The organism is Bradyrhizobium sp. WSM1253, from assembly GCF_000244935.1.
Lineage (GTDB): Bacteria > Pseudomonadota > Alphaproteobacteria > Rhizobiales > Xanthobacteraceae > Bradyrhizobium > Bradyrhizobium canariense.
Map to the genome: position 1 here is coordinate 4,232,228 of NZ_JH600073.1, position 17,782 is coordinate 4,250,009.

Below are 17,782 nucleotides of genomic sequence, written 5' to 3' on the forward strand. Positions count from 1 at the left end.
TGCAAATGCCGAAAACTTAGCCGGTTGCCGCTAAGAGCCCGTTAAGCAACGGCATGCCCGTAGTTCCGCGGGGTCTTGGGCTTCGAGTGCCTTCCGGACGGTGTCGCCGAAGTTCCCTGGCGATGCCGGATGCGACAGAATCGTCGGCATTTCTCTCTCGAATACCTATATCAAGGCCTGTGCCGCCATCCGCGCCACACTCCCTTACCTCGGAACATCAATGCTTTCCGCCGAACTCGCCATCGTCGTCGTCCTGATCGTCATCAACGGCTTGCTGTCCATGTCCGAGCTGGCCGTGGTCTCGTCACGCCCGGCCCGGCTGTCGATGCTCGCCGCAAAGGGCGTCCGCGGCGCCGAGCGGGCGCTGACGCTCGCGGCCGATCCCGGCAAATTCCTCTCGACGGTGCAGATCGGGATCACGCTAGTCGGCGTCCTCTCCGGCGCGTTCTCGGGCGCGACGCTCGGACAGCGGCTGACGCAATGGCTGCTCGAGCTCGGCCTGTCCGCAGGAATTGCCGACATCGTCGGAGTGGGCCTGGTCGTCACGCTCATCACCTACGCCACCCTGATCGTCGGCGAGCTGGTGCCGAAGCAGGTGGCGCTGCGCGACCCCGAGAGCATCGCGGTCAGGGTTGCACCCGCGATGCACGTGCTTGCGAAGGTCTCGCTGCCGCTGGTCTTCCTGCTCGATCTCTCCGGCAAGCTGATCCTCACGCTGCTCGGCCACGGCGGCAAGTCCGAAGAGAAGGTGTCGGAAGACGAGATCCATCATCTCGTCAGCGAGGCCGAAAGCGCGGGCGTGCTCGAGTCAGGTGAAAAGGAGATGATCGCGGGCGTGATGCGGCTCGGCGACCGGCCGGTCGGCGCGATCATGACGCCGCGCACCGAGGTCAACGAGATCGACCTGAACGATACGCCGGAGAGCATTCAAGCGACCATCGCCAAGAGTCCGCATTCGCGCTTTCCCGTCTCCGACGGCGACCGCGACAAGCCGATCGGCGTGCTCCAGGCCAAGGACCTGCTGGTCGCCTTCATGAACGAGCGCACGCCGGATTTGCGCGTGCTGGTTCGCGAGGCGCCCGGCATTCCCGCCTCGGCCGATGCCCGCGACGTGCTGGCGATCCTCAAGGCTGCGCCGGTGCATGTCGGCCTCGTCTACGACGAATACGGCGCCTTCGAAGGCATCGTGACGACGGCTGACATTCTGGAATCGATCGTCGGCGCCTTCCATTCCGAGGAAGGCCCGCCGGAACCGGCCTATGTCAAGCGCGCGGACGATTCGCTGCTGGTCTCGGGCTGGATGCCGGTCGACGAGTTCGGCGAACTGCTCGGCATCGAACTGCCGCCACACCGCTACAACACCGTCGCCGGCCTCGTGCTGCAACAATTCAACGTGCTGCCTGATGTCGGCGACGCCTTCGACTTCGGCGGCTGGCACATCGAGGTGGTCGATCTCGACGGACGGAGGATCGACAAGATTCTCGCAAGCCGGCTGGGTGAAGTAGAGACGGGATGAGCGCGCGCTCGCGATACTCTCAACACGTCGTCCCGGCGAAAGCCGGGACCCATAACCACACAATTGAGTTTGGCGAAGATTGAGAGTTGCGCGGTGCTGCCGTCTGCGCACTATCGATAAATCACGCGGTATGGGTCCCGGCCTTCGCCGGGACGACAGTGGAATTTGTTGCGCTGGCCCTCACCCGAACCTCACCCCGATCCGCTTTTCCTTGCGCCAGATCACGGTGCAGGCGAGATGTGTTCCGTCGGCCTGGACGAACAGGCTGAAATGGTCGGGGATGCCGACGGGACTGCTGACGTCGAGCGCGGCGCCGGTATCGGACAGGTTGCGGATGGTGCAGTCGATCGCGCCGCCGCCGCCGAACTCGATCGTTCCGGCCTTCAGCACGCGATGCCTTGCCTTGTCGCGCCGCTCATCCATGGCGACAATCTACACCCAAAGTTGAACCAAACGTTAAACGCAGCCCTCGTTGCGATGCTTTTGCGCGCGGGGCCTGCGGCCTTGCAAGTGGACCGGCGCCTACAGCGCCGGCTGGAACGTCTCTGTCCGCGCCATACGCCAGGCGTCGCGGAAGCGCGGGTCTTCGGTGCCTTCGAGCAGTTCGCCCGGACGCAGCGACGGATAAAGCTGCGCGAACGATTTCACGTCCGTCGTCGAGGTGCGCTGCGAGAAATGGATCGGGCGCAGCTGCTGCGGATGTTCGAGACCGGCCGCGGCGATCAGCTCGGTCAGCGAGTGCAGCGTCGCAAGGTGGTAATTGTGCACGCGGTCGATCTTGAGCGGCACATAGAGCGCACGCGCACGCGTCGGGTCCTGCGTCGCGACGCCGGTCGGGCAACGATCGGTGTGGCAGCTCAGCGACTGGATGCAGCCGAGCGAGAACATGAAGCCGCGCGCCGAATTGCAGTAGTCCGCGCCGATCGACATGGCACGTGCCATGTCGAACGCGGTGGCGATCTTGCCGGAGGCGCCGATCTTGATGCGGTCGCGTGCGTTGATGCCTATCAGAGCGTTGTGGACGAAATTGACGCCCTCCCGCATCGGCATGCCCAAATGGTCCATGAACTCGAGCGGCGCGGCGCCGGTGCCGCCCTCGTTGCCGTCGACCACGATGAAGTCAGGATAGATGCCGGTCTCTATCATTGCCTTGCAGATCGCCAAAAATTCCCAGGGATGGCCGATGCACAGCTTGAAGCCGGTCGGCTTGCCGCCGGCGAGCTTTCGCATCTCGCCGATGAACTGCATCATGCCGACAGGTGTCGAGAAGGCGCGATGCGAGGCCGGCGAGATACAATCCTCACCCATCGCGACGCCGCGGATCTTGGAAATCTCCTCCGAGACTTTCGCCGCCGGCAGCACGCCGCCATGACCGGGCTTGGCGCCCTGGCTGATCTTGAGCTCGACCATCTTGATCTGGTCCTGGCTCGCGACGCGCGCGAAGGCTTCGGGATCGAAGGCGCCGTCGAGATGGCGGCAGCCGAAATAGCCCGAACCGATCTCCCAGATGATGTCGCCGCCCATCTCCGCGTGATAGGGGCTGAAGCCGCCCTCGCCGGTGTCGTGCGCGAAGCCGCCCTTCTTGGCGCCGGCATTCAGCGCGCGCACGGCGTTCGGGCTGAGCGCGCCAAAACTCATCGCGGAGATGTTGAACACCGAAGCCGAATACGGCTTGGCGCAATCCGGTCCGCCGATGGTGACGCGGAATTTCTCCTCGGCATGCGTCTTCGGCGAGACCGAGTGATGCATCCACTCATAACCCTCGCGGTAGACGTCCTCCTGGGTGCCGAACGGACGCTTGTCGAGCTGCATCTTGGCGCGCTGATAGACCACCGCACGAATGTCGCGCGAGAACGGCATGCCGTCCTTCTCGCTCTCGAAGAAATACTGCCGCATCTCCGGGCGAATTTCTTCGAGCAGGAAGCGGATATGCGCCGAGATCGGGTAGTTGCGCAGAACGGCGTGGCCCTTCTGCATGAGGTCACGGACGCCCAGCAGCGTCAACGCGCCGAAGATCAGAATCGGGATCAGCAGGATGTCGAAGATCTTGCGGTCGGCGATGCCGATGCCGATCAGCAGCGCGGTGACCACCGCGCAGATCGTCAGGACGATGAAGCGCGGGGAGAATGGCAGCAGCAGGGTTTCCATGATCCCCTCTTCCACCAGCGGCAGCCGTTTGGCGGATACGTTGGCCGATAAGTGAGGCGATTCCTGCGTCTTATTCTCGTCGGCCACGATTCCCATCCTCTCGCCAGCATGAGGCGGTACGATACGCCCGCGCCTGTCATACGGATATGACGCGGCGGTTGTTTCAGGCTAGCGAATTCGGCGGGGACAAATCAATCAGCCCGATGGGCGGGCTGCTGCGGTGCAGCAGAGCCCGGAATGGATGGCCATTAACCGGTCACGGCGCTTTACCCAGGCAAGCGTCCTGGCTTTCGCCAGGACGACGCCGAGAGGGCCTACCGCTCGACGAAGGCCTTTTCGATCACGAAATGGCCGGGCTTGTTGCCGGATCCCTCGACGAAATCGCGGCCCTCGAACATCAGTTTCAGCTCTTCGAGCATCGCCGGGCTGCCGCACATCATGATGCGGTCGGTCGCGATGTCGAGCGGACCCTGGCCGATGTCGTTGAAGATCTGCTCGGAGCTGATGAGGTCGGTGATGCGGCCGCGGTTCTTGAACGGCTCGCGGGTCACGGTCGGGTAGTAGATGAGCTTGTCCGCAAGCAACTCTCCGAACAGTTCGTCCTCGCGAAGACCGGCGACGAGCTTCTCGCCATAGGCGAGCTCGGAGACCTGACGGCAGCCATGCACCAGCACGATGCTGTCGAACTGGTCGTAAACCTCGGGGTCCTTGATCAGGCTGGCGAAGGGCGCCAAGCCCGTGCCGGTCGAGAGCAGCATCAGCCGCTTGCCGGGGATGAGGTTGTCGGTGATCAGCGTGCCGGTCGCCTTGCGGCCGACCAGGATGGTGTCGCCTTCCTTGATCTTCTGGAGACGCGACGTCAGCGGGCCGTCCTGAACCTTGATCGAGAAGAACTCGAGCTCTTCCTCGTGGTTGGCGCTCGCCATGCTGTAGGCGCGGAGCAGCGGGCGGCCCTCAACCTCGAGGCCGATCATCGCGAACTGGCCGTTCTGGAAGCGGAAGCCGGAATCGCGGGTTGCGCGAAAGCTGAACAGGGTGTCGGTCCAGTGCTGGACGGAAAGAACCTTCTCTCGGTAAAACGCGCTCATGATTTTCGATATTCCGAATAATTGCGGTTTTAGGGCAAAAGCGTTGCCCGGCCCCTGAAAGCGGAGCGGACACCATTGCCATGGCGGAGGATTTCGCGAGTGTGATCTACGCCATTGAGACCAATAATCAACCTCGTTCCGGATGCAATTGATGCCGGTCAAACCGGCATTTGCGGCGGAAATGGTCACACCATTAATGGATCTGCTGTCCGGCGCATGCGGAGGGCAATTTCTTTTCCCTCCGGGGCTCGAATACAGCACTTAATTTCCGTAGTGCTCGCGAGAATTTCATTAAGAATAGCTCTGATTTCACCCCCGTTTGGCGCCGTTTCCCGGATTTTTGCGGCTTTTGGCGCCAAGATCGACTGGAACTGACGACTGGGACTGGCGACTGAGACACATGGCGAGCGGCGAGCGGATCTTCGTGCAGGCGATCAAGCGCTATTGCGCGACCCATGGCATCGCGCTCGATGTCCGCGCCGATGGCTGGCTGCTCGCGATGCGCCGGGGCGAGCAGCGCCACTTCGCGTTCGGCTACGACATCGGCCTCAACAGCGCCATCGCGCACCGCCTGGCCAACGACAAATCGGCCGCCGCCGAGGTGCTGGCGCTCGAGGGCGTGCCCTGCATTCCCCATCGCCTCTTCCTCAATCCGAAGTTGGGCGGGAAGGTTGTCGGCGTCGCCTGGCGAGAGACCATGCTGGCGTTGCTTCACGACAATCCGCAAGGCGTGGTGGTGAAGCCGAACGACGGGACATCGGGACGATCCGTCTTCAGGGTAACGACGGAAACAGAGCTCGATCATGCGGTTGGCGAAGCCTTTTCGATGAGCGCCGGACTCGTGATCTCACCCTATGTCGTGATCGAGGATGAAGTTCGCGTGGTACTGCTCGACGATGTGCCACTCGTCGTCTACAGCAAGCAGCTTGGCCCGGATTGGCGGCACAATCTCGATGCGGGTGCAACGCCCGTGCTGATGCGGGACGACGATCTACGCGCAGCCTGCGCAAAGCTCGCCATCCACGCCGCCAACGCCATCGGCATCAGCTTCGCCTCGGTCGACCTCGTGCACGTCGACGGCGTCTGGCGTGTGCTCGAGATCAATTCCGGCGTGATGATGGAGGCGCTGGCGAAGCTGCATCCGGAGCTGGTGCAGACGACGTACGATGCCGCGCTGGATCGGGTGTTTGGTGGAGAACACTGAGCGACGCGCGCGCTGGCGACTTCAACTCACCGGCAGCCGATACGCAGCCTTGGCATTCACGCCGAACGCCTTCTCCCGCACCTGCGGCCCGAGCTCCATCAGGCACGCCTCCAGCGCGCCCTTGATCTCGCCATAGCTTCCCGCGAGCAAACATACCGGCCAGTCCGAGCCGAAGATCAGGCGATTCTCGCCAAAGCAGGTCGCGGCGTGCGCGACGAATGGAAACAGCCGCTCCGCATTCCAGTCGCTCCACACCGCTTCCGTCGCCAGCCCCGAGACCTTGCACCAGACATTGCCGCAGGCCGCGAGTGCCGCGATGCCATTGGACCATTCAGTGCTTCCGCCATCGGCGATCGGCGGCTTGGCTGCGTGGTCGAGCACGAAGCGCGCCTGCGGGAACGCTTGTGCGGTTGCGATCGCGGCCGGCAGCTCGCGGGTGCGGACCAGGAAATCGTAGGCGAGATCGTGCGCGAACACGGCCGTGAGGCCGCGCTGGACGTCCTCGCGCAACAGCCAATCCGGGTCGGCCTCGTCATGGACCTGGTGGCGGATGCCGACCAGCTTGTCGCCGCCGGGCGAAGCACGCAACTGCTCCAGCGTCTCGCCAAGTTCAGCGTCGGTCAGATCGGCCCAGCCGACGATGCCAATCACTGACGGCGTCGCATGCGCGATCCGCAAAAATTCCTCGGTCTCCGCCAGTGCGGAGCGGCACTGCACCAGGATGCTCGCGTCGATGCCGTTGGCTTTCAAGAGCGGCGCGAGATCGGCCGGACCGAAGGCACGCCGGAGCGGCGTGAGCTCGGGCGCGTCCATCCAGGGATAGTCGGCGCGCGCGGGATCCCAGAAATGCTGGTGAGCGTCGACGATCATGCCTTACGCTCCGCCCGGCAATGGCGTGCGGGCATCGACGAGTTTTCGCCCACGCAGCTCCCAGCTCATCTCCGTGCCGTGCTTGCGGCAGAGCTCGTCGAGCAGGCGATCGACCTTGGTCGAGATGGCGCAGGAGTCACGGGGTTGTTGCCGCAGGAATGCCCCAAGGCGACGCTCCGCGAGGCCGAAGCCGTAGAGCGGCGCGGTGTCGAAGAAGCGGATTCCGAGCGACCAGGCGCGGGCGATGGTCGCTTCCGCATCGGCATCGCTGACGGGGGTGAACAATCCGCCGAGCGGGGCGGAACCGAGGCCGAGTGAGGTGATATCGAGAGAGCCGAGCCGCGACCTTTTCATTCCCATTGCCTCAACAGTCTTCCCCAACAGCGAAATCATCTCTCCCGCTTGCGACAAGCGCAAGCGGGAGAGGCACGCAGGAGCGCGGGGCTGGCGACGCTCCTACTTCAACATCTGCGCAACGTTGTCCTTGGTGACGAGATCGAGGCCGGTGTAAACAATCTCCGGCACCTTCTCGCCCTTCTTGATGGCGAGCAGCGTGTCCATCGCCTTCTCGCCCATCTCGAACGGACGCTGACCAACCAACGCATTGGCATAGCCATCGCGCAACAGCTCGAGCTGCATCTTCAGCGTATCGGCCACGACAAGCGTGAACTTGCCGGAATCGATATCCTTCTTGTACCTGGAGGCGAAGGCCTTGAAGCCTTCGGGGGCGAACATCGGCCAGCCGCCGATGGGAACGATCGCGGCGAGGTCGGGCGTCGCGGTGCGCATGTCAGTCATCTGCTGAACCGCCAGCGCGGGATCGTCGTTGCAGAACGTCGGCGAGCCCGCGACCTCGGTCCATTTCGAGCCCTTCAACGCCTCGCGGACGCCGTCGACGCGTTCGGCGAGGTTCTTGGCACCGGGACCACCCGAGACCATGGCGTATTTGCCGCCGTCGGGCCGCAGCTTCAGGAGCTGCTTGCCGAGGGCCACGCCGAACTCCTTGTTGTTGGTGCCGATATAAGCGATGCGCTTGGCGCCGGGCGCATCGGCGTCGAAGGTGATGACGGGGATGCCGGCCGCGGTCGCCGCGTCGATCGACTTGGTCATCGCCGCGACGTCGGCAACGGATATGGCGAGGCCATCGACCTTCTGGGTGACGAAGTCCTGGATGATCTGGGCCTGCGTCGCCGGCTCGTGCTCGACCGGTCCCTTGTAGATGCACTCGATATTGCCGAGCTCCTTGGCACGCTTCAGGCAGCCGTCGCGCGCGAAGTCGAAGAACGGATTGTTCATCGCCTTGGGCACGATCACGAACCGGTAGTTTGCGGCAAACGCCGGCGTAGCCATCATCGCGACCGCGATTCCGGCAAGAATAAATTTCCTCATCGTCTCCTCCACCCTTCTTTGGCGCCTGTCCTCTTGAGATCGTCCGGGAAGCGGACAGGCGGCATTTTCGTTGCCGTCCCGGAGCGACGTCGTTTCAGATCATCCGCGAGCGGATGCGGTCGACCAATACGGCCAGGATGATGATCACGCCCACCAGCGTCTGCTGCCAGTAGGAGCTGACCTGGGCGAGCACGAGGCCGTTGCGGATCACCTCGAGCAGCACGCAGCCGACGATGGCGCCGAGCGGACCGCCGATGCCGCCGGCGAGATTGGCACCGCCGATGACGGCCGCAGCGATCACATTGAGCTCGTAGGACGTCGCCATGTTGGCCGGCGCCGACCCGAGCCAGCCGGAGATGATGATGCCCTGGAGGCCTGCGGCGAGCGCGCAGATCACATAAACCTCGATCTTCACCCGCACGACCGGGATGCCGGTGAGTTCGGCCGCCTTCTCGTTGCCGCCGAGCGCGAACACGTGACGGCCGAACGCGCTGTGGTGCAGCAGCACGGCCATCGCCAGCGCGAGGACGATCAGATAAATGAATGGCACCGGCACGCCGAGCACGTCGCCCGAGGTGAGCGCGTAGAAATAATCGGCATCCGGCCCACCTGGAAAGCTGCCGCGTCCGTTGGAGACGACATAGCCGAGCCCGCGCACGATCGAGAGCATGCCGAGCGTGGTGACGAACGGCGACAGGCCGAGCACCGCGATACAGAAGCCGTTGACGAGGCCGGCGAGCAGCGCGACGCCGAGGCCGGCGAGAAGCGAGACCACCAGGATCAGGCCGGGGACATTGGCGAGCACGGTCTTGCCGTCGGCCGCCATGTGCACGAACAGGGAGCCTGCCGGCGAGCCGGGCGCCGACAGCTCGGTCATCACCATCGAGGTGACCATGGCGGAGAAGCACATCATCGAGCCCACCGACAGATCGATGCCGCCGGTGATGATTACGAAGGTGACGCCGAGCGTCGCAATGGCGATGAAGGAGAAATTCTTCGCCACGTTCTGCATGTTGCCTTCGGTGAAGAAGTACGGGCTGGCGAAATGCATGACCACCAGCAGCACTGCCAGCGCGAGCAGGACATAGCCGGTCTGGGACGCGAAGATGCCGCGCTGCCACCATCTGATCTTGCCGATGTTCGAAAAGGTGATCGGGGATTCCAAGGGCATGGCCATCACGCCGCCTCCTTCGCGCCAGTGATCAGGGCGGTGACCTCCTCGGGAGAGGTCTGGTGGATGGGCTTGTCGGCCCGCTTTTCGCCGCGGCGCATGACGATGACGCGATCGCACACCGCGAACACGTCGGGCATGCGATGCGAGATCAGCATCACGGCAACGCCCTGCTCCTTCAGCCGGTGGATCAGGCCGAGCACCTGCTCGACCTGGCGGACCGAGATCGCGGCCGTGGGCTCGTCCATCATGACCAGCTTCGCGTTGGAGAGCCGCGTCCGCGCGATCGCAACCGCCTGGCGCTGACCGCCCGACATCTGCTTGACGAGATCGTCGGGGCGCGTCTCCGAGCGCAGCTCGCCGAACAGCTCCAACGCACGCGCAGCCATCGCTTTGTGGTCGAGCAACGCGAACGGCCCTATCCTGCGCTTCAGCTCGCGGCCGAGAAAGACGTTGGCTGCCGCCGTGAGATTGTCGGCGAGCGCAAGGTCCTGATAGACCACCTCGATGCCGACGCCGCGGGCATCGACGGGCCGGTTGAAATGAACCGCACTGCCGGCGAAGCGGATTTCGCCGTGGCTGGGGCGGAAATTGCCGGCGATGATCTTGACCAGCGTCGACTTGCCCGCGCCGTTGTCGCCCATCAGGCCGACGACCTCGCCGGGGAGGACCTGCATGTCGACATCATGCAGCGCGCGGATGGCGCCGAACTCCTTGCCGATGCCGGTCAGCTCGAGGACCGGTGTCGCTTGTGCATTTGTCATCAGCGGCCTTCCTCAGACGTAGCGGTTGACGAGGGATTCAAGATATTCCTGCCGACCCGAGCGCGGCTGCGGGTCAAAGCCCGGGCCGTGCGCACGGTCGGCAAGCTCGGCGAGCGAGCGCTGGCCGCCGAGAATGGCGCGGCCCTCGGGCCCGGCCCATCCCTCATAGCGTTTCGCGAGCGGCGCAGTGAGCACGCCCGCGTCGAGCATGTCCGCGGCAGCGAGCAACGCACGCGCGCAGGCATCCATCGAGCCGACATGGGCATGGATCAGATCGTCGGGATCGATCGACTGGCGCCGGATCTTGGCGTCGAAATTCAGCCCGCCCGAGCTGAAGCCGCCGCGGCTCAGGAGCTCGTGGAACACCAGGGCAAGCTCGGGCACGTTCATCGCGAACTGGTCGGTGTCCCAGCCGAGCAGATCGTCGCCGCGGTTGATGTCGAGCGAGCCGAACACACCCAGGGCCTCCGCGAGCGCGACCTCGTGATGGAAGGAGTGGCCGGCGAGGATGGCGTGGTTCTGCTCGATGTTGAGCTTGACGTCCTTCAGCAGGTCGTAACGCGCGAGGAAGCCGTAGCAGGTGGCGACGTCGAAATCATATTGATGCTTGGTCGGCTCCTTCGGCTTCGGCTCGATCAGTACTGGTCCCTTGAAGCCGATCTTGTGCTTGTGCTCGACGACCAGCGAGACGAAGCGGCCGAGCTGGTCGAGCTCGCGCTTGAGATCGGTGTTGAGCAGCGTCTCGTAGCCCTCGCGCCCGCCCCACAGCACGTAGTTCTGGCCGCCGAGACGGTGCGTCACTTCCAGAGCGGCGCGGACCTGGCCGGCGGCATAGGTGAAGATCTCGGGGTCCGGATTGGTGGCCGCGCCCGCCATGTAGCGGCGATGCGTGAACAAATTGGCGGTGCCCCAGAGCAGGCGCACTTTGCTCGAGGCCATCTTCGCTTCGAACAGATCGGCGATGGCATTGAGGTTGGCGACGGATTCGCCAAGCGAGTTACCTTCCGGCGCCGCATCGACGTCGTGGAAGGTGAAGAAGGGCACGTCGAGCAGACGAAACAGTTCGAAGGCGACGTCAGCCTTGGCGCGCGCCTGCGCCATCGCATCGGCGCCGTGATGCCAGGGTCGCAGGAACGTCTCGCCGCCAAAGGGATCGCCGCCGGGCCAGCACAACGAATGCCAATAGCAGACCGCAAAGCGCAGATGGTCCTCCATCCTGCGGCCATGGACGAGGCGGTCCTTATCGTACCAGCGGAAGGCAGGCGCGTTTCCCGCATCCCCGCCGGCGAAGGCGACAGGTACGCTTGTATCGAAGAATTTCGCTGACGCGTTCACTTAGGCACACTCCTTCAAGGCGGGATAAAGTTCGCGCCAGCGGCGATAGGCCTCGTCATAGGCCGCACTGACCGATGGGCGAGGCGTAAAGCTCGCGAGCCGGCGCGGACGGGTGCAAACCGCAGCCGCGTCTTCGCCGGTGGCGGCGAGCCGTCCGAGCCTGGCGGCGCCGAGCGCCGCCCCGACCTCGCCCTCCTCGACGCGGTGGACGGGAATGCCGAGCACATCTGCGCAGATCTGCGCCCACAGCGGCGAGCGCGAGCCGCCGCCGACGAGATCGACCTCGGCAAGCGGTCCGCCGGCCGCGCTCAGCGCCGCCAGATTGTCGCGCGCGGCGAAGGCGACGCCTTCGAGCACGGCCTGAACGATCTGGGAGCGCCCGGTCGCACCGCGCAGGCCGACGAAGGCACCGCTGGCGGCGGCATCGTTGTGCGGCGTGCGCTCGCCGTCGAGATAGGGCAGGAATTTGACCGGACTCGGTCCATCGACGCGCTCGCCGAGCGGCGCCAGCAACGCTGCGGCCGGAACCTCCATCACGCCGGCGAGCCAGGCCAGCGAAGCCGCAGCCGACAGCATCACGCCCATCTGATGCCAGCGGCCGGGCAGCGCGTGACAGAACGCATGGACCGCCGAGGCCGGCGCCGGCGCGAACCGATCAGTGACGCGGAACACCACGCCGGATGTGCCAAGCGACAGGAAGGCATCGCCCGGCGCGATGGCGCCGAGCCCGATCGCGCTCGCGGCATTGTCGCCGGCGCCGCCGGCGACCACGACATTCTTTGCCATGCCCCAGCGTTGGGCGTAATCCGGCGCGAGCGTCGCGCTGACCTCGCTGCCCTCGACCAGGCGCGGCATGTGGTGGAGATCGAGCCCGGTGGCATGCAGCAGCAGCGCCGACCAGCGGCGCAGACCGACGTCGAGCCACAGCGTGCCGGCCGCGTCCGACATGTCCTCGATCATCTCGCCGGTCAGTCGATAGCGCACATAGGCCTTCGGCAGCAGCACCTTTGCGACGCGCGCGAAGATTTTTGGCTCATGCCTGGCGACCCAGAGCAGCTTCGGCGCGGTGAAGCCGGGCATGGCCAGATTACCGGCGATGGTGTGCAACGAGGGGCAGCGCCGCTCCAGCGCGACGCATTCGGCGTGCGAGCGGCCGTCGTTCCAGAGGATCGCGGGACGCAGCGGCCGTCCGTCCTCGTCCAGCAGCGTCGCGCCATGCATCTGGCCGGATAGCCCGATGCCGCGCATCCGCGCGACCTCGCGCGGATGGCGGGCGGCAAGATCGTCGACCGCGCCGACCGCCGCATCGACCCAGCCATCGGGATCCTGCTCGGACCACAGCGGCGCGGGATGCGACAGCGCGAGCTCTCGCGCCGCCGTCGCGACAACCGCGCCGGCTTCGCTGACGAGCACCGCTTTCACACCTGATGTGCCGATGTCGATTCCGAGAAACACGCCGTCCTCCCTTTCGCCTGTTGCGGTGCGCGAACTCAAGGTCGCCTTATCCGCAACGGGGTCGTTTTGAATTCCACCTGCCGTTAAGGCAGATTGTCTCGCATCACGATGTCGATCCTGATCTTCTCCTGTTCGCGCAAGATCGGCTCGCCACGGGCGAGCGCGAGCAGCACGCGCACGGCGGCGCGCGCTTCGTGTCCGGGATTCTGCGAGATCGCGGCATGCATCACGCCCTGCAGCAGCAGCCGGCGCGTCAGCGCGGTGAGGTCGTGTCCGACGAACACCACCTGCCTGTCGCGGCCGGCATCGCTCAAGGCCTTCTCATTCAACGCGTTGGCGACGCCTTGCGTGCCGGCGCCGACATTATAAAGACCCACAATATCGGTATGCCTGCCCAGCAGCCGCACCAACAATTGTTCCGAACGCGCGTCCTCGTCGCGTCCTTCGAGCACCGGCAGCACGCTGAGGCCGGGGAATTCCGACGCCATCACCTGGTTGAAGCCAAAAATGCGCTCGGCATGGTCGCGAAGGCCCTGCGAGCCCGCGACGATCGCAACCTTGCCGGACTTTTGTCCGACCAGCCGCCCGACCAGCGCGCCGGCGGTGCGCCCCGCGGCAATGTTGTCGATACCGACATAATGGTGCCGGCGCGACGACGGCACGTCCGAGACCAGCGTCACGACCTTGGCGCCGGCATCGACGAGATCGTCGATGGCGGCGCGGACGCCGGGATGGTCCAGCGCGACCACGGCGATGCCGTCGTAATCATCCGAGAGCCCTTCAAGGGAAGCGGCGAGCACGGACGGATCGAACACGTCGGTCGCGACCGTCTCGACGCCGAGGCGGCGGGACGACAGCCAGCCCGACATCTCGCCGAGATAGTCCTGGATCTGCTGCATGAACGGGTTCGGCCCCGACGGCATCACGAAGGCGAAACGGCGGGCGCGGCCGCGGGCGAGCTCGGCGGCGGCCACGTGCGGCTGGAACGAATTGCGCTCGATCGCCTCCTTGACGCGCCGGACCGTATCCGGCCGCACGCCCGGACGATTGTGCAGGACGCGGTCCACCGTCGCGAGGCTGACGCCGGCCTGGCGGGCGATGTCCTTCAGCGTCAGCGCAGTCGTGGTGAGCGTCTCGGCCATGGCTGAAGGCTAGCAGAGGTGTTTTGAGGTACGCAACTCATTTTGAGGGGCGGCGAGCATTTTCCCTCGGCTGAGCCCAGGAACAGCTTTTCCCGTCCGCCGTTGCTGCCCCGTGCATAACGATATCACCCATGATCCCGGTGAGGGATTGAGCCCGACGCTCGAGCGCAACATCCAGGCCCTGGTCGAGCGCCGCCGCCGCGAGCAGCGCGGTGCCAGGGGTCAGGAAAAACTTGCCGATGCGATCACGGCGTTCACCGGCAGCATGGCGTTCGTCTATCTCCATGTCGCGGTGTTCGGCTTCTGGATCATCGCCAATCTGCACTGGCTGCCGGGAATCCCGGCCTGGGACGAGAGCTTCGTGGTGCTGGCGATGATTGCTTCGGTCGAGGCGATCTTCCTGTCGACATTCGTGCTGATCTCGCAGAACCGCATGAGCGCAGCAGCGGACAAGCGCGCCGATCTCGATCTCCAGATCAGCCTTCTCGCCGAGCACGAATTGACCAAGGTTGCCCGCCTGCTCACGCAGATCGCCGAGCGGCTCGACGTCCAGCCCGATTCGAAGCGCGATCTGGAGGAGGCAAGCCGGGACATCGCCCCCGAGCGCGTGCTCGACAGGATCGAGGAGACGCGCTCCTGAGCTATCGGCTCGCCGACAGATCCAGGGTCAGGAACAGGCTGTTGGGATCCTCGACATAGCCCTGGAACGGGCCGCAGAGGACAAAGCCATGCGCCTGGTAGAGCGCGTGCGCCGGCTTGAAATAGTCCCAGGAGCCGGTTTCGAGGCTGAGCCGCGCCATGCCGCGCGCGCGGGCTTCCGTGATGATGTGGCGGAGCATCTCACCGCCAAAGCCGCGCCGCCGCGTGGTCTGGAGCGTGTGCATCGACTTCACCTCGCCATGCGCTCCCGACAGCGACTTCAGCGCACCGGTGGCGACCAGCGTGTCGCCGTCCCAGCCGGTCCAGAACGCGACTTCCGGGGCACGAAGCCCGGCGAGATCAAGCGCATGCGCACTGCCCGGCGCGGTCTGTGCTCGCGCCGCCGCAACGTGATGGTCGAGCAGCGCGATGACGCGCGGATCAAAGGTGTCGCCGGTGCGGATCTGCATCGTCAGGGCCTCACATCTTGCCGTAGGACGCGCCGCGGCGCGTGATGATGACGTAGCGCGCGTCCTGTCTGGTCTCGTTCTCGAAGATCACCGCGCGCATCACGTCGAAGTCGAGACAGTCGCCTTCGCGCAGGCGAACCGCCTTGGCGTCGATGTGCACGGCGATCGCGCCCTCCAGCATCAGCAGCTGCTGGGTGAAGGCGTTGCGCCCCCAGGGGCTGTACGGCACCCGCGCGCCGGCCGGCAAATCGACGACGATAACCTCGATGCCGCTCGCCGCGTCCGTCGGCGAGGCGTGACGGCGGCGATAGCCGCTGTCGGGATCGCGCCAGTGCGGTTGGTCGGCGAGCCGCACCAGCCGCTCCGGCGGCTTTTCGGCCAACGCCACCACGTCGCTCAAGGACACATCGAGCGCCGCGCAGAGCTTGTTGAGCAGCGACGCCGTCGCACTGCTCTGCGCCCGCTCCACCCGCCCGATCATAGCCCGGCTGACGCCGGACCGCGCCGCCAGTTCGTTCAGCGTCATGCCGGCTTGCGTCCGCACCGTCTTCAATCGGCGACCGATCGCGCGGTCGAGCTTTTGCTGGTCCATGATCTCTGATCCAAACGTTGCCCGTCGCAGGGACCGCATCCGCCGGACGAGAAGATTAGGCCGGAGCAGCGGCGTATGCCGGGATCGACGGGCTAATATATTGGAACCTTTGCGCGCGGGGCAGCAACGTTTAGGATGGGCGCAATCACGATGCAGCGGGAGGTGTGGCATGAACGGACCGACGCAACGGATCATCAAGGCCAACGGCATCAGCCTCAACGTCGCCGAACAGGGCGAAGGGCCGCTGGTGCTACTCTGCCACGGCTTTCCGGAAGGTTGGTATTCCTGGCGTCACCAACTCGCGGCGCTGGCCGCGGCCGGCTACCACGCTGTCGCGCCCGACATGCGCGGCTACGGCAAGAGCGACAAGCCCGAGGCGATCGACCAGTATACGATCCTCCACATGGTCGGCGACCTCGTCGGCGTGCTCGACGCTTTCGAGGCGAAGGACGCCGTCATCGTCGGGCACGACTGGGGCGCGACGATCGCCTGGCACACGGCGCGCCTGCGGCCCGATCGCTTCCGCGCCGCCGCCATTCTCAGCGTGCCCTATCGACCGCGCGGTCCGGTGCCGCCGACGAGTGTAATGCCACAGACGTCGGACGCGCAGTTCTATCAACTGTATTTCCAGGAGCCGGGTGTCGCCGAAGCGGAATTCGAAAGGGATCCGCGCGCAACGCTCGGCGCCATGCTCTATGGCGGTTCCGGCGAAGGCGCGGCGGTGATCCGCGCCAATGCCGAGCGTCAAGGGCGGACCGCCGGTGTCGGCATGGTCTCTCGCAAGGACGGCTTGCTACCGAAAATGCAGGTGCCGCTGCCGCCGTGGCTGAGTAGCGCGGACCTCGACTATTACGGTGCCGAATTTGCCCACAGTGGGTTTCGCGGACCGCTCAATTACTATCGCAACATCGATCGCAACTGGGAGCTGATGGGCGCCTTCGAGGGCGTCAAGGTGGTCGTGCCCTCGCTCTTCATCGCCGGCGACCACGACATGGTCATGGCCTTCCCCGGCGCCGCCGAGCACGTTGCCAACATGAAGCAATGGGTGCAGCAACTGCGCGGGATCAAGATGCTATCTGGGTGCGGACACTGGACGCAGCAGGAACGGCCGGCGGAGGTGAATGCGGCGATCGTGGAATTTCTGCGGAGCCTGCCGAACTAAAGGATGGAGCGGGCGAAGGGAATCGAACCCTCGTATGCAGCTTGGGAAGCTGCCGTTCTACCATTGAACTACGCCCGCGGATGCGCAGCCTGCGCCCGCTCTGATTAGCCGAGACGGCGCATCTCGCCAAGCGCTTTGGCGCAGGCCGCCTGACCCTTCTTAAGTTTCCGGTAAGATTTTGGGTGCGCCGGATTGTGGCGGTGTTATGATCGCCTGTCTGGGGAGACGTGCACTGAGTGGGGCGTGTGCATGGTGGGGCGTGGCTACGCGATATTCGACACGACCATAGGGCGCTGCGGCATCATCTGGAGCAGCACCGGTATCGTCGCCGTGCAATTGCCCGAGGCGCGGGAGATCGACACCCGGCGCCGGATTTTCCAGGTCCATCCCGAGGCGCGCGAGCAGCGGCCGTCCGCGAACGCCGCGTTCGCGATCGAGGGCATCGTGGGCTTGCTGCAAGGCAGCGATGCTGATTTTTCCGAGGTCAGCCTGGATGCGAGCGGGGTGCCCGGCTTCAACCGGCGGGTCTACGAGGCGGCCTGCGCCATCCCGCGCGGGGAGACGCGCACCTATCACGAGATCGCCAAGGCGCTGGGCGCCTCCGGCGCCGCGCATTCTGTGGCACAGGCGATCGCGAAAAATCCCTACATGCTGATCGTGCCCTGCCACCGGGTGCTGGAGGCCGGCAATTACACCGACCGGCTCTCGCCCTATGGCGGGGTGATCTCCAAGCGGCGGCTGCTGTCGCTGGAGGGCGCCCATCCGATCGCCAGCAAGACGCTGTTCGACGTGCTGCTGCCCGTTGCCTCGCCGAGGCCCTCCACCTAGATAGGCGGG

17 protein-coding genes, 1 tRNA gene and 1 pseudogene are annotated in these 17,782 nt (G+C 65.1%); 5 read left to right on the forward strand and 14 right to left on the reverse strand.

The window, feature by feature from the left end:
* Positions 1 to 220 precede the first annotated feature (220 nt).
* Complete coding sequence (locus tag BRA1253DRAFT_RS21560) at positions 221 to 1,516, forward strand: hemolysin family protein (protein ID WP_007597821.1); 1,296 nt, start codon at positions 221 to 223, stop codon at positions 1,514 to 1,516.
* A 180-nt stretch (positions 1,517 to 1,696) separates the two neighbouring features.
* Here BRA1253DRAFT_RS21560 and BRA1253DRAFT_RS21565 read toward each other — a convergent pair whose 3' ends face one another.
* The 3 genes from BRA1253DRAFT_RS21565 to BRA1253DRAFT_RS21575 form a co-directional block, all read right to left on the reverse strand.
* Positions 1,697 to 1,939 carry a PilZ domain-containing protein gene (locus tag BRA1253DRAFT_RS21565; RefSeq protein WP_007597823.1) on the reverse strand — a complete coding sequence of 81 codons (243 nt, stop codon included), beginning with the start codon at positions 1,937 to 1,939 and terminating at the stop codon, positions 1,697 to 1,699.
* A 99-nt stretch (positions 1,940 to 2,038) separates the two neighbouring features.
* Positions 2,039 to 3,760: an FMN-binding glutamate synthase family protein gene (locus BRA1253DRAFT_RS21570; protein ID WP_198288258.1), complete on the reverse strand. Its 1,722-nt coding sequence runs from the start codon at positions 3,758 to 3,760 to the stop codon at positions 2,039 to 2,041.
* Positions 3,761 to 3,978: 218 nt separating this feature from the next.
* Positions 3,979 to 4,752: a ferredoxin--NADP reductase gene (locus tag BRA1253DRAFT_RS21575; protein WP_007597827.1), complete on the reverse strand. Its 774-nt coding sequence runs from the start codon at positions 4,750 to 4,752 to the stop codon at positions 3,979 to 3,981.
* Between the two features lie 400 nt (positions 4,753 to 5,152).
* Between BRA1253DRAFT_RS21575 and BRA1253DRAFT_RS21580 the strand changes: the two genes are divergently transcribed.
* On the forward strand, positions 5,153 to 5,956 hold the full coding sequence (locus BRA1253DRAFT_RS21580; protein WP_007597828.1) for a RimK family alpha-L-glutamate ligase: 804 nt from the start codon (positions 5,153 to 5,155) through the stop codon (positions 5,954 to 5,956).
* A 21-nt stretch (positions 5,957 to 5,977) separates the two neighbouring features.
* Here the strand turns inward: BRA1253DRAFT_RS21580 and BRA1253DRAFT_RS21585 are convergent, their stop codons facing one another.
* The 8 genes and pseudogenes from BRA1253DRAFT_RS21585 to BRA1253DRAFT_RS21620 form a co-directional block, all read right to left on the reverse strand.
* On the reverse strand, positions 5,978 to 6,826 hold the full coding sequence (locus tag BRA1253DRAFT_RS21585; RefSeq protein ID WP_007597829.1) for an amidohydrolase: 849 nt from the start codon (positions 6,824 to 6,826) through the stop codon (positions 5,978 to 5,980).
* A 99-nt stretch (positions 6,827 to 6,925) separates the two neighbouring features.
* Positions 6,926 to 7,180: pseudogene (locus BRA1253DRAFT_RS21590) on the reverse strand (aldo/keto reductase); the annotation flags it as partial.
* A 102-nt stretch (positions 7,181 to 7,282) separates the two neighbouring features.
* On the reverse strand, positions 7,283 to 8,215 hold the full coding sequence (locus BRA1253DRAFT_RS21595) for a sugar-binding protein (protein ID WP_007597831.1): 933 nt from the start codon (positions 8,213 to 8,215) through the stop codon (positions 7,283 to 7,285).
* A gap of 94 nt (positions 8,216 to 8,309) precedes the next feature.
* A complete protein-coding gene (locus tag BRA1253DRAFT_RS21600) occupies positions 8,310 to 9,392 on the reverse strand; it encodes an ABC transporter permease (RefSeq protein WP_007597832.1) in 1,083 nt (360 codons plus the stop codon).
* Positions 9,392 to 10,150 (reverse strand): ATP-binding cassette domain-containing protein, encoded by a 759-nt coding sequence (locus tag BRA1253DRAFT_RS21605; protein WP_007597833.1) that lies wholly within the window; start codon positions 10,148 to 10,150, stop codon positions 9,392 to 9,394. Before BRA1253DRAFT_RS21605 ends, BRA1253DRAFT_RS21600 begins: the two co-directional genes overlap by 1 nt.
* 12 nt (positions 10,151 to 10,162) lie before the next feature.
* A complete protein-coding gene (gene xylA, locus BRA1253DRAFT_RS21610) occupies positions 10,163 to 11,485 on the reverse strand; it encodes a xylose isomerase (protein ID WP_007597834.1) in 1,323 nt (440 codons plus the stop codon).
* On the reverse strand, positions 11,486 to 12,940 hold the full coding sequence (xylB, locus tag BRA1253DRAFT_RS21615) for a xylulokinase (protein WP_007597835.1): 1,455 nt from the start codon (positions 12,938 to 12,940) through the stop codon (positions 11,486 to 11,488). It abuts the gene before it with no gap.
* Between the two features lie 83 nt (positions 12,941 to 13,023).
* Positions 13,024 to 14,082, reverse strand: coding sequence for a LacI family DNA-binding transcriptional regulator (locus BRA1253DRAFT_RS21620; RefSeq protein WP_007597836.1), 1,059 nt, complete (start codon positions 14,080 to 14,082; stop codon positions 13,024 to 13,026).
* Positions 14,083 to 14,194: 112 nt separating this feature from the next.
* On the opposite strand from BRA1253DRAFT_RS21620, the gene BRA1253DRAFT_RS21625 reads away from it, so the two are divergent.
* Positions 14,195 to 14,722, forward strand: a complete 528-nt coding sequence (locus BRA1253DRAFT_RS21625) for a DUF1003 domain-containing protein (RefSeq protein ID WP_007597837.1) — start codon at positions 14,195 to 14,197, stop codon at positions 14,720 to 14,722.
* A 1-nt stretch (position 14,723) separates the two neighbouring features.
* On the opposite strand, the gene BRA1253DRAFT_RS21630 is transcribed toward BRA1253DRAFT_RS21625, so the two are convergent.
* On the reverse strand, positions 14,724 to 15,191 hold the full coding sequence (locus tag BRA1253DRAFT_RS21630; RefSeq protein ID WP_007597839.1) for a GNAT family N-acetyltransferase: 468 nt from the start codon (positions 15,189 to 15,191) through the stop codon (positions 14,724 to 14,726).
* 10 nt (positions 15,192 to 15,201) lie between these two features.
* Complete coding sequence (locus BRA1253DRAFT_RS21635; protein ID WP_007597841.1) at positions 15,202 to 15,783, reverse strand: helix-turn-helix domain-containing protein; 582 nt, start codon at positions 15,781 to 15,783, stop codon at positions 15,202 to 15,204.
* 169 nt (positions 15,784 to 15,952) lie between these two features.
* Between BRA1253DRAFT_RS21635 and BRA1253DRAFT_RS21640 the strand changes: the two genes are divergently transcribed.
* Entirely contained in the window at positions 15,953 to 16,945 is a 993-nt protein-coding gene (locus BRA1253DRAFT_RS21640) for an alpha/beta fold hydrolase (RefSeq protein ID WP_007597843.1), read from the forward strand.
* A gap of 4 nt (positions 16,946 to 16,949) precedes the next feature.
* Here BRA1253DRAFT_RS21640 and BRA1253DRAFT_RS21645 read toward each other — a convergent pair.
* Positions 16,950 to 17,023: transfer RNA gene (locus BRA1253DRAFT_RS21645), tRNA-Gly, on the reverse strand.
* Positions 17,024 to 17,194: 171 nt separating this feature from the next.
* Between BRA1253DRAFT_RS21645 and BRA1253DRAFT_RS21650 the strand changes: the two genes are divergently transcribed.
* On the forward strand, positions 17,195 to 17,773 hold the full coding sequence (locus BRA1253DRAFT_RS21650) for a methylated-DNA--[protein]-cysteine S-methyltransferase (RefSeq protein WP_007597844.1): 579 nt from the start codon (positions 17,195 to 17,197) through the stop codon (positions 17,771 to 17,773).
* Positions 17,774 to 17,782 lie beyond the last annotated feature (9 nt).

Excerpts from the sequence above, each read along its gene's own strand:
- BRA1253DRAFT_RS21635 (WP_007597841.1), bottom strand. The coding sequence starts at position 15,783 with ATGGACCAGCAAAAGCTCGACCGCGCGATCGGTCGCCGATTGAAGACG.
- BRA1253DRAFT_RS21640 (WP_007597843.1), top strand. The coding sequence starts at position 15,953 with ATGAACGGACCGACGCAACGGATCATCAAGGCCAACGGCATCAGCCTC.
- BRA1253DRAFT_RS21575 (WP_007597827.1), bottom strand. The coding sequence starts at position 4,752 with ATGAGCGCGTTTTACCGAGAGAAGGTTCTTTCCGTCCAGCACTGGACC.
- BRA1253DRAFT_RS21565 (WP_007597823.1), bottom strand. The coding sequence starts at position 1,939 with ATGGATGAGCGGCGCGACAAGGCAAGGCATCGCGTGCTGAAGGCCGGA.
- BRA1253DRAFT_RS21605 (WP_007597833.1), bottom strand. The coding sequence starts at position 10,150 with ATGACAAATGCACAAGCGACACCGGTCCTCGAGCTGACCGGCATCGGC.
- BRA1253DRAFT_RS21600 (WP_007597832.1), bottom strand. The coding sequence starts at position 9,392 with ATGGCCATGCCCTTGGAATCCCCGATCACCTTTTCGAACATCGGCAAG.
- BRA1253DRAFT_RS21620 (WP_007597836.1), bottom strand. The coding sequence starts at position 14,082 with ATGGCCGAGACGCTCACCACGACTGCGCTGACGCTGAAGGACATCGCC.
- BRA1253DRAFT_RS21585 (WP_007597829.1), bottom strand. The coding sequence starts at position 6,826 with ATGATCGTCGACGCTCACCAGCATTTCTGGGATCCCGCGCGCGCCGAC.
- BRA1253DRAFT_RS21650 (WP_007597844.1), top strand. The coding sequence starts at position 17,195 with ATGGTGGGGCGTGGCTACGCGATATTCGACACGACCATAGGGCGCTGC.
- BRA1253DRAFT_RS21580 (WP_007597828.1), top strand. The coding sequence starts at position 5,153 with ATGGCGAGCGGCGAGCGGATCTTCGTGCAGGCGATCAAGCGCTATTGC.
- BRA1253DRAFT_RS21570 (WP_198288258.1), bottom strand. The coding sequence starts at position 3,760 with ATGGGAATCGTGGCCGACGAGAATAAGACGCAGGAATCGCCTCACTTA.
- BRA1253DRAFT_RS21560 (WP_007597821.1), top strand. The coding sequence starts at position 221 with ATGCTTTCCGCCGAACTCGCCATCGTCGTCGTCCTGATCGTCATCAAC.
- BRA1253DRAFT_RS21630 (WP_007597839.1), bottom strand. The coding sequence starts at position 15,191 with ATGCAGATCCGCACCGGCGACACCTTTGATCCGCGCGTCATCGCGCTG.
- BRA1253DRAFT_RS21595 (WP_007597831.1), bottom strand. The coding sequence starts at position 8,215 with ATGAGGAAATTTATTCTTGCCGGAATCGCGGTCGCGATGATGGCTACG.